The 15089-nt window shown below is 66.9% G+C and carries 12 protein-coding genes; 3 read left to right on the top strand and 9 right to left on the bottom strand.

Going from position 1 to position 15089, the window contains the following annotated elements:
- Nucleotides 1-13: 13 nt before the first annotated feature.
- From ABIE08_RS03145 to ABIE08_RS03135, 3 genes are all read right to left on the bottom strand, one after another.
- Nucleotides 14-1060 (bottom strand): quaternary amine ABC transporter ATP-binding protein, encoded by a 1047-nt coding sequence (locus tag ABIE08_RS03145; protein WP_354548695.1) that lies wholly within the window; start codon nt 1058-1060, stop codon nt 14-16.
- Complete coding sequence (locus tag ABIE08_RS03140; protein WP_354548694.1) at nt 1060-1929, bottom strand: ABC transporter permease; 870 nt, start codon at nt 1927-1929, stop codon at nt 1060-1062. The genes ABIE08_RS03145 and ABIE08_RS03140 overlap by 1 nt, the downstream gene beginning before the upstream one ends.
- A gap of 158 nt (nt 1930-2087) precedes the next feature.
- Complete coding sequence (locus tag ABIE08_RS03135; protein ID WP_354548692.1) at nt 2088-3134, bottom strand: glycine betaine ABC transporter substrate-binding protein; 1047 nt, start codon at nt 3132-3134, stop codon at nt 2088-2090.
- A gap of 638 nt (nt 3135-3772) precedes the next feature.
- Here ABIE08_RS03135 and lexA point away from each other — a divergent pair.
- Nucleotides 3773-4477, top strand: coding sequence for a transcriptional repressor LexA (lexA, locus tag ABIE08_RS03130; RefSeq protein ID WP_354548690.1), 705 nt, complete (start codon nt 3773-3775; stop codon nt 4475-4477).
- Here lexA and ABIE08_RS03125 read toward each other — a convergent pair.
- Complete coding sequence (locus ABIE08_RS03125; RefSeq protein WP_354548688.1) at nt 4471-7047, bottom strand: ComEC/Rec2 family competence protein; 2577 nt, start codon at nt 7045-7047, stop codon at nt 4471-4473. The genes lexA and ABIE08_RS03125 overlap by 7 nt on opposite strands.
- A gap of 149 nt (nt 7048-7196) precedes the next feature.
- Here ABIE08_RS03125 and gltX point away from each other — a divergent pair, with 149 nt between their 5' ends.
- Nucleotides 7197-8618: a glutamate--tRNA ligase gene (gene gltX / locus ABIE08_RS03120; protein WP_354548687.1), complete on the top strand. Its 1422-nt coding sequence runs from the start codon at nt 7197-7199 to the stop codon at nt 8616-8618.
- A 214-nt stretch (nt 8619-8832) separates the two neighbouring features.
- Nucleotides 8833-10125, top strand: a complete 1293-nt coding sequence (gene gltA, locus ABIE08_RS03115) for a citrate synthase (protein ID WP_354548685.1) — start codon at nt 8833-8835, stop codon at nt 10123-10125.
- Nucleotides 10126-10670: 545 nt separating this feature from the next.
- Here gltA and lpxB read toward each other — a convergent pair.
- Genes lpxB through lpxD form a run of 5 tightly spaced genes read right to left on the bottom strand, consistent with a single transcriptional unit; the run spans nt 10671 to nt 15088 of the window.
- Nucleotides 10671-11846: a lipid-A-disaccharide synthase gene (lpxB, locus tag ABIE08_RS03110; protein WP_354548683.1), complete on the bottom strand. Its 1176-nt coding sequence runs from the start codon at nt 11844-11846 to the stop codon at nt 10671-10673.
- On the bottom strand, nt 11843-12715 hold the full coding sequence (locus ABIE08_RS03105; protein WP_354548681.1) for an LpxI family protein: 873 nt from the start codon (nt 12713-12715) through the stop codon (nt 11843-11845). Before ABIE08_RS03105 ends, lpxB begins: the two co-directional genes overlap by 4 nt.
- A 10-nt stretch (nt 12716-12725) precedes the next feature.
- Entirely contained in the window at nt 12726-13544 is an 819-nt protein-coding gene (lpxA, locus tag ABIE08_RS03100; protein WP_354548679.1) for an acyl-ACP--UDP-N-acetylglucosamine O-acyltransferase, read from the bottom strand.
- A gap of 10 nt (nt 13545-13554) precedes the next feature.
- Entirely contained in the window at nt 13555-14016 is a 462-nt protein-coding gene (gene fabZ / locus ABIE08_RS03095; RefSeq protein WP_354548678.1) for a 3-hydroxyacyl-ACP dehydratase FabZ, read from the bottom strand.
- A gap of 4 nt (nt 14017-14020) precedes the next feature.
- Nucleotides 14021-15088 carry a UDP-3-O-(3-hydroxymyristoyl)glucosamine N-acyltransferase gene (lpxD, locus tag ABIE08_RS03090; protein WP_354548676.1) on the bottom strand — a complete coding sequence of 356 codons (1068 nt, stop codon included), beginning with the start codon at nt 15086-15088 and terminating at the stop codon, nt 14021-14023.
- Between the last annotated feature and the right edge of the window lies 1 nt (nt 15089).

The following is a 15089-nucleotide window of genomic DNA, read 5'->3' as shown; positions in this document are numbered from 1 at the left end:
CCGGATTCCCGCCCTAGCCCACGCCCGGCGTGTAGCGCGCGAGCGCCTTGATCACCTGCTTGGCGGTGACGCGGCCGATCTGCTTGCCATCGCCATCGACCACGCCGACCCATTGATGCTCGGCGAACAGCGGCAGCACGTCCTCGCAGCGCGCATCCATCGATACCGCCTGCTCGCAGGGCTCGGTCACGCCGCGCTCCATGATCGAGCGCACATGGATGGCGCGGGCCTTGTTCACCTCGCGCACGAACTCCTCGATATGCTCGTTCGCCGGGCGCAGCACGATGTCCTCGGGCTTGCCCTCCTGCTGCAGGGCGCCGTCCTTCAGCACCGCGATGCGATCGCCGATCTTCAGCGCCTCGTCGAAATCATGGGTGATGAACAGGATCGTCTTGTTCAGCGATTTCTGCAGCGTGATCAGCTGGTCCTGCATGCCGGAGCGGATCAGCGGATCGAGCGCCGAGAACGCCTCGTCCATCAGGATGATGTCCGAATCCATCGACAGCGCCCGCGCCAGGCCGACGCGCTGCTGCTGGCCACCAGAGAGCTGGCGGGTGCGCGAGTTTTCATAGCCCGCGAGCCCGACCGTCTCGATCCATTTCGCCGCTGTCTCCAGCCGCTCCTTGCGACCGACGCCGCGGACTTCCAGGCCATAGGCGACATTGTCGATGACCGAGCGGTGCGGCATCAGGCCGAACTTCTGGAACACCATCGCGACCTTGGTGCGGCGATAGGTGCGCAGTTCGTCGAGGCTCATCTTCAGCACGTCGGTGCCGTGCACGAGGATCTCGCCCGCCGTCGGCTCGATCAGCCGGTTGACGTGGCGGATCAGCGTCGACTTGCCGGAGCCGGAAAGCCCCATGACGACGAAGATCTGGCCGCTGGCGATATCGAGCGAGACGTTGTCGAGACCGACGACATGGTTGGTCTCGGCCTGCACCTCGGCCTTCGACTTCCCCGCCCGAAGCAGCGCCAGCGCGCCCTCCGGGTCGGGGCCGAAGATCTTGGTGACCCCGCGCATGGCGATGGCGAGATCAGTCTTCACGGATAGGTCGGACATTAGCGCGCCTCCTGCATGCCGATGCGGGCCTGCAACTGGCGGCCGAACGCCTGGGTGATGCGGTCGAAGATGATGGCGAGCGCCACGATGCCGAGACCGGCGAACAGGCCACGGCTGACTTCGAGCCGGCCGATGCCCTGCAAAACCTGGTAGCCAAGGCCGCCGGCGCCGATCATCGAGGCGATCACCACCATGGAGAGCGCCATCATCGTCGTCTGGTTGATGCCGGCGAGGATGGTGGGCAGCGCGAGCGGGATCTGCACGCCGAGCAGGCGCTGGCGCGGATTGGTGCCGAAGGCGCGGCTGGCCTCCATCACGGCCGGATCGACCGAACGGAGGCCGAGATCGGTCAGCCGCACCAGCGGCGGCGCGGCATAGACGATGGTGGCGATCAGCGCCGGGATCTTGCCGGGGCCGAAGATCATCACCGTCGGGATCAGGTAGACGAAGCTCGGCAGGGTCTGCATCAGGTCTAGGACCGGCGCAACCGCCTGCCGGGTGCGCAGCGAGCGCGACATCCAGACGCCGACGGGAATCGAGACGAGGATGGCGGCGAGCGTCGCCGTGATCATCAGCGCCATGGTCGTCATGGCATCTTTCCAGAGATCCATCACGCCGAGGAACAGCAGCGCGCCCAGCACCACGGCCGGCAGCGGCCAGCGCCGCGTGGCAAGCCAGGCGATACCGGTCAGCACCGCGATGATCAGCCACCAAGGCGTCGCGATCAGCAGGTTCTCGATCGCCTTGAGCAGCATGAGGAGCGGATAGGCGGCGGCCTCGAAGGTCCCGCCCCAATGGCGGACGACCCAGTTCAGGCCGTCATCGACCGCGCGGCGCCAGGGCCGCGTATCAATCAGTTGAGGAAACAAGATCTGTCTCTTTCTTCATCCCGCCATGGCGGGGCAAATTCGCTATGGACGCGCGAAGGCGCCCGCCCTGCCCGGCCTTGATGGCCAGGGGCGCAGGGCAGCGGCAAAACGGAAACGGCCGGGAAACCACCCGGCCGTCCGTTTGCCTGTCGGCGATGTCAGTTGAGGCTGGCCTTGACCTTGGCGGCCACTTCCGGCGCGACCCAGCTCGTCCAGCGGTCTTCCTTGGTCTTCAGGAAGTTGAGCGCGGTCGCCGCGGCGTCTGCCTTGTTCTCGTCGCCATAGACGAGGATCTCGCTGATCTCGGCATTGGTTAGGCCGACCTTGGCGAGATAGCCGGCGACATTCGGCGCATCGCTCTCGATCCACTTCGCCGCGCCGACAACGGCCGGCGAGGACGGATAGGCGGTCACGCCCGGCTTGTCGGTGCAATCGCGGCTGGTGTTGCAGGCATAGACGTCCGGCTTGGTCGGACCCAGATCCAGCTGCACGGCGTCATACTTGCCGAGGATGGCCGTCGGTCCCCAATAGTAGAACAGGATCGGCTCTTCGCGGGTGAAGGCGCGGGCGATCGAGGCGTCCAGCGCGCCGCCGGAGCCGGGCGAGAACAGGTTCCAGCCCTTGTCCTTCATGCCGAGCGCCTCGAACAGAGCGCCGGTGGAAATTTCGCAGGCCCAGCCCGGCGGACAGGAATAGAGCCGCCCCTTGCTGCTGTCCTCGGGATCCTGGAACAGCTCGGGATGGCCGATCACGTCCTGGACGGTCTTGATGTCGGGATTCGCCTTCTGGACATAGCGCGGGATGAACCAGCCCTCGACGGTGCCGTCGGTGATGGCGTTGGTCAGCTCGACGACCTTGCCGTCGGCCAGGCCCTTCGCCCAGGGCTCCTGGATCGTGCTGGTCCAGAGTTCGGGCGCCACCGCCGGGCTGCCGCGCGTCAACATCGAGGACGATGTCGGAACGGTGTCGCCGGTGACGATCTCGACGTTGCAGCCGAAACCCTTCTCGAGAATGATGGCATGGATATGCGCCAAGGCGGCCGCGGAGGGCCAGGTCATCTCGGCGATATCGATAGTTCGGTCGGTGCCGCAGCTGGCGGCGTCAGTGGCTTGCGGATCGGATCCCTGGGCAAGCGCGGAATGGCTCGTGGCGGACAAAAACGCAACGGCGATCGCGGCGGCAATGCCACCGGATTTGAATATCATCGGATAGAACCTCGTGTCAGTTGATGATCGAGACCATAGGGACACAGTGCAATTGTGTCAAATCCGACAATACATTGCCATAAATTGGCGACGAGATCGCCTTATTCTTGATCGATCATCCTTTGTCATGCTCTTGGCTTTCTCTGCCAAGAAAATATCACCTGTCCGAACATAGCGCCGCCGCGCCGGATACGATCGCCAAGAAAAAATAAATTTCGCACTGCTGTGCGAGATCTCGGTGCCCGCCGCAAAATCACCGGCTGCCGCCGGTTCAGGCGGGATCCCTTCGTGACAACCTTCCTCTACGGTACCCGGAATCTGGAGACTTGCGCCGAAACGCTGCCGGCGCGAGAAGGCGTTTCGCACCGAGCGAAGACGGCGCACGCTTGTCCGCGTTCACCCTTTGCCGATCTGGCTGCCGACCCGCAGCCTCTGACGCGCCGGACGTCGCCCGTTCGCGCCGGCGCACGCGGCCCGCCCGGGAGCCCAACCCAGCGCCGGTCTTGCGGAACGCATCGGGAACAGCTATTCTGTTCGCGTTTTGTACCTAAATGATTCCCGTGTCCGCCATCCCGCCCGGCTCCGTCGTCCGGGGTACGGCGACACTCCCTTGGCAATGCCCGCAGCGCGAGATCAACATGCTCACCCGGAAGCAGTATGAACTCCTCATGTTCATCCAGGAGCGGCTCAAGGAAGCGGGCGTTCCCCCCTCTTTCGACGAGATGAAGGATGCGCTGGATCTCCGCTCCAAATCGGGCATCCACCGGCTGATCAAGGCGCTCGAGGAACGCGGCTTCATCCGCCGCCTGCCCAACCGGGCCCGCGCGCTGGAAGTGGTCCGCCTGCCGGAGACGATGACGCCGGCCATGGCGCGTCCGAAGAAGCAGGCCTTCTCGCCCAGCGTGATCGAAGGCAGCCTCGGCAAGGTCCGCCCGGTCGACGACATGCACGACGTCGCCGAGCCGGTGATCATCCCCGTCATGGGCCGTATCGCCGCCGGCGTGCCGATCTCGGCCATCCAGACCCAGAGCCATTCCATCACCGTGCCGCCGGAAATGCTGCGCGGCGGCGAGCATTTCGCGCTCGAAGTACGCGGCGATTCGATGATCGAGGCCGGCATCCTCGACGGCGACACGGTGCTGATCCGCAAGAGCGACAATGCGGAATCCGGCGACATCGTCGTGGCGCTGGTCGACGAGGAAGAGGCGACGCTGAAGCGGCTGCGGCGCAAGGGCGCCTCGATCGCGCTCGAAGCGGCGAACCCCGCCTATGAGACGCGGATCTTCGGGCCGGATCGCGTCCGCATTCAGGGCAAGTTGGTCGGGCTGCTGCGGACCTACTGATCGGCCGGGTCGTCCTCATAGGGCGGCATCCAGGGCCTTCGCACCGGCGCATAGGCGGTGCGAATCTCGAAGCGCCGGCCGAGCCATGGATCGGGCGGCGCAGTCTGTGACTCAGCTGTGGCCGAGGGCTCCGGCGGCAGCACGTCCTCGTCTTCGGCATTGCGCTCGACGAGATTGTAGCGCGATGGCTCCATGGGGAGGCCGGCATCAGGGATAACCGTCACCTGCCGCGCTGCGGCCGGCTCCGGCCCTGCGCTTGCCGCCGCTTTGACCGCCTGCTCGACAGCACTCTCTGATGAAGTACCCGCTCGGCGCGGCTCCATAGAGGAACTGGCCTCGGCGACAGCCGTCTTCGGTTGCGCCTCAGTTGACTTCGGTCCCGCCCTTTCGGATGCCAGCCCCTCGGCACTCCCCTCTGATGATGCCACCGTCCCGCGCGGCCACATGGCCAGCGAGCCCGAGCGCTCCAGCGTGCCGCGATCGATCACGGCAGTATGGCGAAGGCAGGTTTCGGGCGCCGCCAGCGGCGTCACCACCAGCATGGCGCGGCGGCAATCCTCCTCGAACGCCGCGCGGTCGAGCGCCAGCGCCACCCAGCTCCCATCCGGCATTCGGCCGACGCAGCCGGCTGCGTCGCAGCCGCCCGCCTGCAACGCCGCCTTCGCGTCCCGCTCGTCGCCATCGGATCGAAGCCAGATATCGCTGACGAACCGGTCCGGCTTGCGCGCGACAATGCGATAGAGGCCGTCCCCGCCCCGGATCGCCATCTGCCTGCCATCCGCGCTGACCAGTAGGTCCGGTCGCGCTGGGAACAGGGCGAGTGCAATTCCCGCCAGCATCGGCACGACGCCGAGCAGCCGCCAGCGCTCGCGCCAGAGCGCCAGCCAGACGAAACCACCGACGAACAGCAGCAGGGCCGCGACGCCCGGCATCGCCGCGCCGCCGGATTGGCCCGACCATCGGGCGACCGTCGCCGACACGCCGAGCATGCCGTCAATGCCCCAGTGCACGACCGCGAAGGGCAGCGCCTCCAATCCGAACGGCATGGCGAGCACCGAAAGCAGCGCGAAGGGCATGATGAGGAAGTCGGTGAGCGGCATCGCCGCGACATTGGCCAGGATCGACAGCGGCGCCATGCGCTGGAAATGATAGAGCGCGAAGGGCGTCGTGCCGAGGCCGCCAAGCAGCGAGGTCAGCGCCATGCCGGCGACGAACAGGAAGGCGCGCCTCGGCAAGGCGGCCGCGCCGCTGCGGGCGCCGAGACGCGGCACGGGGTTGTTGCGCCGGCGGTCCGCCAGCATCTCGAAGCCGGCAACGAGGGCGATCGTTGCGGCAAACGACATCTGGAAGCTGGCCGAGAGGATGCTTTCCGGCGTGATCGCCAGGACGACCAGCCCCGCCAGCGCGACATTGCGCATCGAGATCGCCCGCCGGTCGAGCAGGATGGCGAGGAAGGCGATCGAGGTCATGATGAAGGAGCGTTGCGCGGCGACGTCGAGGCCGGAGATCAGCAGGTAGAAGCCGCTGACCAGCAGCGCCGCGATCGCCGCCCACTTCTTGATCGGCCGACGCAGCGCCAGCGACGGGATCAGCGCCAGCCCGGCCCGCACGCTCCAGAACACCACCCCGGTCACCAGCACCATGTGCAGGCCGGAGACGGAAAGCACATGCGCGAGGCCGGAGAGGCGCAGATCGTCCTCCGTCGTCTCGGAGAGCCCGCCGGCATCGCCGATGATCAGCGCCGAGGCGATATAGCGGCTCTCGCCATCGAGATTGGCGACGATGCGGGCGCGGATCGCTTCGCGGACCGCCTCCAGCGACTGGCGCAGGCGGATCGACAGCGGCGCGCGGCCGAGTTCGGCCGACTGCGCCGCGCCATAGCCGAAGCCGGTGGCGCCGATGCCGCGATAATAGGAATCGCGCGCGAAATCATATCCGCCCGGCAGCACCGGCCCGGATGCCGGCCGCAAGCGCGCCAGCACCTGGATGCCGTCGCCGACCGCCGGGGCCGACTTCCCCCGCACCGTCACGGTGACACGCTGCGGGATGACCGTCACGCGCCTGGCGTCGATGCCGGCCACCCGGATGGTCAGGCGATAGCCGCCCCGCCGCGCCTTGCGCTCCTCGACCCAGCCGGTGACCGTGCCCGTCACCTGCCGCTCCAGCACGCGGGTCGCCAGCGTGTCGGTGCGCAGCTTGATCGCGCTGGCGCCCGTCGCGGCCATGGCGAGCACGATCAGCAGGCGGACGGAAGCGGTGCGGTGCCGGCGCGCCACCGCCAGCCCCCAGAGCAGGACGGCAAGCCCGGCCAGCGCGACGATCGAGGGCTCGGAGGGCAGCGCGAAATAGATCAGCGCGCCGATGCCGAAGGCGACGGGCAGCCAGGGAAAGCCACGCCCGGCCTCGATCTCGCGCTCCAGCCAGGCGCCGGCGCCGAGCCAGAACCGATCGAGCGCGACGGCAGCGCGAAAGCCCGGCGGGATGCCGGCCGGGACAAGGAAACGGCGCGCGCGAACCGGGGCCGGCTCGTCGCTTATGCCCTCCTCCTCGCGCGGATCGCTTTCAGCCATGCCCCCGCCTTTGCGCAGCTGGGCAAACAGGCCGGGCGCTCCCAAACCCGTTTGGCCCCTGCGCCCCCCTATGCTACATGACCAGCCGCAGATCGCCGAGTGGCGAGACTCCATGCCCCTTGCGGCTTCCCGCACATCGAGAACAGTCCATGTCCAAACCGGTCGTCACCCGCTTCGCCCCCTCGCCTACCGGGTTCCTGCACATTGGCGGTGGCCGCACCGCGCTGTTCAATTGGCTCTATGCGAAGCATACGGGCGGCAAGATGCTGCTGCGGATCGAAGACACCGACCGCGAGCGCTCGACCGAACCCGCCATCGACGCGATCCTGGACGGGCTGAAGTGGCTCGGCCTCGACTGGGAGGGCGAGACCGTGTTCCAGTTCGCCCGCGCGCCGCGCCACCGCGAGGTGGTCGAGGCGCTGCTGGCCGCCGGAAAGGCCTATCGCTGCTACTGCACGCCGGCCGAGCTCGACGCCATGCGCGAGAAGGCGCGGGCCGAGGGCCGTGCGCCGCGCTATGACGGCACCTGGCGCGACCGCGACCCGTCCGAGGCGCCGGCCGGCGTCAAGCCCGCCATCCGCATCAAGACCCCGCTCGACGGCGAGACGGTGATCGACGACCAGGTCCAGGGCCGCGTCGTGATCCCGAACAAGGATCTCGACGATCTCGTCCTGCTGCGCTCGGATGGCAACCCGACCTACATGCTCTCGGTCGTGGTCGACGACCATGACATGGGCGTCACCCATGTCATCCGCGGCGACGACCATCTGACCAATGCCGCGCGGCAGATGGTGATCTACCACGCCATGGGCTGGGACGTGCCGGTGATGTCGCACATCCCGCTGATCCACGGCTCGGACGGCGCCAAGCTGTCGAAGCGCCATGGCGCGCTCGGCGTCGATGCCTATCGCGCCATGGGCTACCTGCCCGAGGCGATGCGCAACTATCTCGTCCGCCTCGGCTGGGCGCATGGCGACGATGAAATCATGTCGCTCGACCAGATGATCGAGTGGTTTGACATCGTCGATGTCGGCCGTTCCGCCTCCCGCTTCGATTTCGCCAAGCTGGAGAACCTGAACGGCCACTACATGCGCGCGACCGACGACGAGACGCTGCTGAAGATCTTCCTCGACACCCTGCCCTATCTGCCGGGCGGCGAGGCGATGGAAGTGCAGCTGACCCCGGAAAAGACCGAGCAGCTGCGCATGGCGCTGCCCGGCCTGAAGGACCGCGCCAAGACGCTCGTCGAGCTCAAGGACGGCGCCAACTTCCTGATGGTGCAGCGCCCGCTGGCGTTGGACGAGAAGGCGACGACCATCCTCGACGCCAATGCCCGCGCACTGCTCAAGGACGTGCATGACGTGCTGTCCGGCGTCAATGACTGGACCGTCGAGGCAACCGAAGAGGCGGTCAAGGCGTTCGCAGAATCGCGCGAGCTGAAGCTCGGCAAGATCGCCCAGCCCCTGCGGGCGGCCCTGACGGGACGCGCGACGTCGCCGGGAATCTTCGACGTGCTGATCGTGCTCGGCCGTGAGGAAAGCCTCGGCCGCATCGCCGACCAGGCGCTCTGAAAACCGACGCCGCGGCAGGAGCGAACCGCCGCCTGCCGCGACGTCCCGTTGATATCAAAGCCTTATTATAGGCCAAGCTAGGCCCGCTTGCCGCGGTGCAATAAATCGGATACCCATCGGACCGTTAATTTTCTCGGCAGCGCTGCCAGATTCACGCATGACACGCGCGCGAGCACCCGCCCGAACAAAACAATTCTTCAAGGGGGTAGGTTTCATGAGCGAAACCAAAGCGACACTCACAGTTGGTGGCGAGTCCTGGGACTTCGACGTCAAGCAAGGCACCCTTGGCCCTGACGTCATCGACATCGGCTCGCTCTATTCCAAGACCGGACGCTTTACCTACGACCCCGGTTACACGTCGACCGGTGCCTGCGACAGCAAGATCACCTTCATCGACGGCGACAAGGGCGTTCTGCTCTATCGCGGCTACCCGATCGAGCAGCTGGCCGAGAATGGCGACTTCCTCGAGACCTGCTACCTGCTGCTCTACGGCGACCTGCCGACCGCGGCGCAGAAGGCCGATTTCGATCAGCGCGTGACCTATCACACGATGGTCCACGAGCAGATGTCGCGCTTCTTCACCGGCTTCCGCCGCGACGCGCATCCGATGTCCGTCATGGTCGGCGTCGTCGGCGCGCTCTCCGCCTTCTACCACGACTCGACCGACATCTCGGACCCGCATCAGCGCATGGTGGCCTCGCTCCGCCTGATCGCCAAGATGCCGACGATCGCGGCCATGGCCTACAAGTACCATGTCGGCCAGCCCTTCGTTTATCCGCTGAACTCGCTCGACTACGCGTCGAACTTCCTGCGCATGTGCTTCGCCGTGCCGGCGGAAGAGTACAAGGTGAACCCGATCCTCGCCCGCGCGATGGACCGGATCTTCATCCTGCACGCCGATCATGAGCAGAATGCCTCGACCTCGACGGTCCGCCTCGCCGGCTCGTCGGGCGCCAATCCGTTCGCCTGCATCGCGGCCGGCATTGCCTGCCTCTGGGGCCCGGCGCATGGCGGCGCCAATGAAGCGGCGCTCAACATGCTGCAGGAAATCGGCAGCGTCGACCGCATCCCGGAATACATCGCCCGCGCCAAGGACAAGAACGATCCGTTCCGCCTGATGGGCTTTGGCCACCGCGTCTACAAGAACTACGACCCGCGCGCCAAGATCATGCAGAAGACCTGCCATGAGGTGCTCGGCGAGCTCGGCATCACCGATGATCCGATCCTCGAGGTCGCCCTCGAGCTCGAGCGCATCGCGCTGCATGACGAATATTTCGTCTCGAAGAAGCTCTATCCGAACATTGACTTCTATTCGGGCATCACGCTGAAGGCGCTGGGCTTCCCGACGACCATGTTCACCGTGCTGTTCGCGCTCGCCCGCACCGTCGGCTGGATCGCGCAGTGGAAGGAAATGGTCGAGGACCCGAGCCAGCGCATCGGCCGTCCGCGCCAGCTCTACACGGGCGCCGCCTCGCGCGACTACGTCCCGGTCTCCAAGCGCCACTAAGGCGTCGGGATCTGAAATGCAAAAGGGCGCCTTCGGGCGCCCTTTTTTGTTTGTTTCGCGTAAGACAAGCCGCCTCACACCATCCTCGCCGTCATCCCGGCGAAGGCCGGGATCCATGAGTCAAGTCATGGGGAGCACGGCTCGCCATTCGGAGGTCTGGTTCCCGGAGTCGCTGCCATATGGATCCCGGCCTTCGCCGGGATGACGGAGTTCATTTCGGTGGGGCGATCCGATGAAAGTCGCAAAGCAAGCCCCTCACCCCAGCCCTCTCCCGCGCGCGGGAGAGGGTGGCGGCCGCGCCAACGGCCCTGCGGCGTGTCGCTCGGCCCTCGCCCCATCCTCGCCGTCATCCTGGGCTTGACCCAGGATCCATTCAGCCGAGGCCTTGGGTGTCGCGGCTTTCCAGCGGTGCGGAGACTTGCCTCCGGCCACCCCCTCCCTCCAGCCCGGCTGGATGGATCCCGGATCTCCGCTTCGCTGCGTCCGGGATGACGGCGAGGGTGGATTCAGGAAGAGGAAGGGCCGCGCAGGCGCAAAGAAGCCCCCTACCCGCGAGCGGCCAGCAAGGTCAGCACCGTGTCGGCGGCGCGGTCGGAGGGCGGGACGCCGCCCGTGCTCATCAGCGCGTCGAGGCGGGCGAAGCCGTCGAGCTGGGCCTGGCGCGCGGGGCCATCGGCAATCAGCGGCTCCAGCGCCGCGACCAGCTTCTGCGGCGTGCAGTCATGCTGGATCAGCTCCGGCACGACCGGCCCGTCCAGGATGATGTTGGGCAGCGTCGCAAAGCGGCCGGTGATGAAATACTTGACCAGCCGCGCCTCCCAGCCGGGAACGCGATAGGCCGCGGCGAAGGGCACGCCGGCCAGCGCCAGCTCCAGCGTCACCGTGCCGGAGGCGGCCAGCGCCACCCGGGCCGAGCGGAACGCCGCCAGCTTGGCCGCCTCGCCGGCCACGATATGGGGCCGCACGGGCCACTCCCGAGTCATCTCGGTGACGCGATCGACCAGACGCGGCAAGGTCGGCAGCACCAGCCTGAAATCATGCCCCCTCGCCTTCAGCAGGGCCAGGGCCTCGCCAAACGGCTCGCCGAGCCGCTTCAGTTCCATGCGACGACTTCCGGGCAGCACGAGCAGGATCGGCGGCTCGCCATTGCGCAGAGCGAGATCGCCAGCCATCGGCTGCAGGTCCGGGATCTCGCTCAGCAGCGGATGGCCGACATAGGTCGTCTCCGGCCCGCCGAGGCGATACATGGCCTCGGGCTCGAAGGGCAGCAGCGCCAGCACATGGTCGATGGATCCGTGCATCGCGCGGGCCCGGCCCGGCCGCCAGACCCAGACGGTCGGCGCCACATATTTCACGATCAGCAGGTTGGGCAGCCGCCGGCGCACCCGCGCCGCGACGCGGTGGGTGAAATCGGGCGCATCAACCAGGATGAGGATATCGGGCGGGTTGGCGACGATCGCCTCGACCGTCTGGCGCATCCGCTTCAGAATGGTCGGCAGCTTGCCGAGCACGGCGCTGAAGCCCATCGCCGTCAGATCGTCCATCGGATAGAGGCCGCGAAGACCCGCCGCCGTCATGCGGTGGCCGCCGACGCCACGATAGCGCACCGGCCCCGGACGCTTGTCAGCCAGCGAGCGCATCAGCCCAGCGGCGAGGATGTCGCCCGATTCTTCGCCTGCGATGATGAAGACGTCGAGCGGCTTGCTGGCCGGCAGGGTCATTTGTCGAGTCCGATGATGAACAGGCCTTTTTCGTCCGCGATGCGCACGATGGCCTCGATTTCGGCGGCGATGACGCCGCCCGCCTCGACCGCGACGCCGGCAAGCCCAGCCTCGGCAGCAAGCTCTATGGTGCGCGGGCCGATCGACGGCAGATCAAGCCGCCGGTCCTGACTGGGCTTGGGCGCCTTGACCAGCACGCCGGCGCGGCCATGCAGCTTGATCCGGCCAATGGCGCGCAGTTCGCGGCAGCGCGCGAGCATCAGATCCGTGCCTTCCGCCGCTTCGACCGCCAGAACGTGGCGGCCGCCGACAACGACCCCCTGCCCGATATCAAACGGACCCAGAGCGCGCACCACGTCGCGGCCGAACTCAGCGGCGGCGAGATCGTCCGCGCCCGGCCGGTGCGCACCGAGCACGCCGGCCGGCACGAGGATATCCGGCGCGATTTCATGCGCGCCCACCAGCTCGAAGCCGTTTTCCTCAAAAATGCGGCCGACGGCGGAGAGAAGATGATCGTCGCCGCCACGGAACATGCCGAGCACGCGAGGCAGCAGCTTCAGCGAGCCCCAATCGACCCGGAGCTTGCGGATGCTGGGGCGCAGCACCGTGCCGACGAAGACCACCTGGCGGCAGCCATTGCGCTTGAGCACCGAGGAAAGCTTGCCGAAGGCGCCGATATGGATCCACTCATGCGGATAGCGCGCCACAGCGGCAGGCTCGGCAAAACCGTGGATCGGCAGCAGGAAGACGTTGCGCCCGGCCTTGAGCGCCGCCTCGGCGACGACGACCGGAAAGGCGCCGCCACCGCAGATGATGCCGAGCGTGCCCGGATCGGACTCGCTCGGCTGGGATCGGGCCGCTTCCGTCACGGCCAACCTCTCACGCGTCCGCGTCGTGATGTTCGGTCGCGGCCGAACGCGGCGTGGTCAGCCGGCGCTTGCCGCGATTGCGGATGAACTCGATCACATGCATGACGTTGGCATCGTCGATATAGCGCTCGGCCACGGTCTCGATGCGCTCGGCCAACTGGCCGGGGCCGAAGAACAGGTCGCGATAGGCGGCGCGCAAGCGCTGGATCTGCGGCCGGTCGAAGCCGCGACGCTTCAGGCCGATGATGTTGAGTCCGCCCAGGCCTTCCGCGCCCTCGCGGACGGCGCCGAACGGGATGACGTCGTGCCAGATCGGGCAGAGGCCGCCGATGATCGCCTGGTCGCCGACGCGCACGAACTGGTGCAGCGCGCAGAGGCCGCCGAGGAACACGTTGTTGCCGATCTCGACATGGCCGCCCAGCGTCGCGCAATTGGCCATGATGACGTCGTTGCCGAGCTGGCAGTCATGCGCGATGTGCACGCCGGTCATCAGGAAGCAGCGATCGCCAACCTTGGTCTCGCGACGCTCGCCGACCGAGCCGATGCTGATCGTGACGTTCTCGCGGATGACGCATTTCTGGCCGATCGTCACCAGCCCCGGCTCGCCCTTGTAGTGGACGGACTGCGGGTTGCCACCGATCGAGGCGAAGGGATGGATGACCGTGCCCTCTCCGACCGTGGTCCGGGCGGTGAGCGAGACGTGGTTCTGGACCACTACGCCATCGCCGAGCACGACGTCGCGGCCGATCAGGGAGAATGCGCCGACGCGGACATCGGCGCCAAGACGGGCCCCATCCTCGATGACGGCTGTGGGATGAATGTTGCTCATGAAGCTCCGTTCACTGATCAATCAGCATGGCGCTGATCTCAGCCTCTGCGACCTTGGCGCCTGCGACGATACCCTCGCACTGGAACTTCCAGACCGCGCCGCGCGAGCGCGTCTTGCGGACGTGATATTCGAGCACGTCGCCGGGGACCACCGGCTTGCGGAACTTCGCGCCGTCGATCGTCATCAGATAGACGACACCCGGCGGGCCCGACTTGCCGGCATTGGCGATGCAGATAGCACCCGCCGTCTGCGCCATGCCTTCGAGGATCAGGACACCCGGCATCACCGGATGCCCGGGGAAATGACCCTGAAAATGCGGCTCATTGAAGGAGACGTTCTTGATGCCCCTGGCGCTCTCGTCGCGGTCGATATCGACGATCCGGTCCACCATCAGGAACGGATAGCGGTGCGGCAGCAGCGCAAGGATCTTGTGGATGTCGGCCGTGGCCAGCACCTTGGCGTCTTCGGTCATGGGATTATTCCCCCTCACTGTCCTTGTTGTACCCGGACTTGATTTCCCGCTGCGCGAGGCGACGCATCGCCACTTCCTCGCGGTACCATTCCCGGACATTGCGCGCGGGCGCGCCGCCATAGCGGCCGCCGGCTGCCAGATCATCCTTGACGCTCGCCGTCGCCGCGACCTGCGCGCCGGAGCCGACCGTCACATGGCCCAGCACGCCGACCTTGCCGCCGAGCACCACGAAATCGCCCAGCGTCGCGCTGCCGGCCAGCGCCACCTGCGAGATGATGATGCAGTGGCGGCCGACGACGACGTTATGGCCAATCTGAACCTGGTTATCGATCTTGGTGCCCTCGCCGATCACCGTGTCGCGATTCGCGCCTCGGTCGATCGTCGTGTTGGCGCCGACCTCGACGTCGTCCTGGATGACGACGCGGCCGATCTGCGGCACCTTGGAATGCCCCTTGGCGCTCATCTGGTAGCCGAAGCCATCCTGGCCGACGCGTACGCCCGGATGCAGGATAACCCTGTTGCCGATCAAGGCGTTGGTGACGGTTGTTCCCGCGGCGATCGAACAATCGCGGCCAATGCGCACGCCGGCGCCGATCACCGCGCCCGGGCCGATCACCGTATTGGAGCCGATCTCGACATCCGCGCCGATGACGGCGGCGGGCTCGATGGTCACGCCGGATTCGAGGCGGGCCGTCGGATGGACATGCGCCGCCGGCGAAATGCCCTCGCCATAGACGATCGCAGGCCGGAGCGAGGTCGGATAGAGCTTGGTCTGGACCGCGACATAGGCCTCGTAGGGCTTGGCGGTCTCGAGCGCCGCGACGCCAGCCGGCACGGCGGCGGCGTGCTTGGGCGAGCAGAAGCAGGCGGCTGCCTGGGTCGCCGCCAGCAGCGGCGTATAGCGGGGATTGTCGATGAAGGTCAGGTCCGACGAACGGGCCTGATCGAGCGGGGCGACACCCAGGACCTGCCGGCTTCCATCAATGCCATTGGCGATCCGCGCGCCCGTGAGGGCAACGATGTCATCGAGCGTGATCGGGCCTGACGGAACGAAGAAGATGGGATCTGTCATG

Source organism: Kaistia defluvii (assembly GCF_040548815.1).
Classification (GTDB): domain Bacteria; phylum Pseudomonadota; class Alphaproteobacteria; order Rhizobiales; family Kaistiaceae; genus Kaistia; species Kaistia defluvii_A.
The sequence above is the reverse complement of the archived record's forward strand: the minus strand, read 5'-3'. Positions and strand labels throughout refer to the sequence as shown.

Coding starts and splice junctions, on each gene's coding strand:
- ABIE08_RS03145 (WP_354548695.1), bottom strand. CDS start 1,060: ATGTCCGACCTATCCGTGAAGACTGATCTCGCCATCGCCATGCGCGGG.
- ABIE08_RS03135 (WP_354548692.1), bottom strand. CDS start 3,134: ATGATATTCAAATCCGGTGGCATTGCCGCCGCGATCGCCGTTGCGTTT.
- lexA (WP_354548690.1), top strand. CDS start 3,773: ATGCTCACCCGGAAGCAGTATGAACTCCTCATGTTCATCCAGGAGCGG.
- ABIE08_RS03125 (WP_354548688.1), bottom strand. CDS start 7,047: ATGGCTGAAAGCGATCCGCGCGAGGAGGAGGGCATAAGCGACGAGCCG.
- gltX (WP_354548687.1), top strand. CDS start 7,197: ATGTCCAAACCGGTCGTCACCCGCTTCGCCCCCTCGCCTACCGGGTTC.
- gltA (WP_354548685.1), top strand. CDS start 8,833: ATGAGCGAAACCAAAGCGACACTCACAGTTGGTGGCGAGTCCTGGGAC.
- lpxB (WP_354548683.1), bottom strand. CDS start 11,846: ATGACCCTGCCGGCCAGCAAGCCGCTCGACGTCTTCATCATCGCAGGC.
- lpxA (WP_354548679.1), bottom strand. CDS start 13,544: ATGAGCAACATTCATCCCACAGCCGTCATCGAGGATGGGGCCCGTCTT.
- fabZ (WP_354548678.1), bottom strand. CDS start 14,016: ATGACCGAAGACGCCAAGGTGCTGGCCACGGCCGACATCCACAAGATC.
- lpxD (WP_354548676.1), bottom strand. CDS start 15,088: ATGACAGATCCCATCTTCTTCGTTCCGTCAGGCCCGATCACGCTCGAT.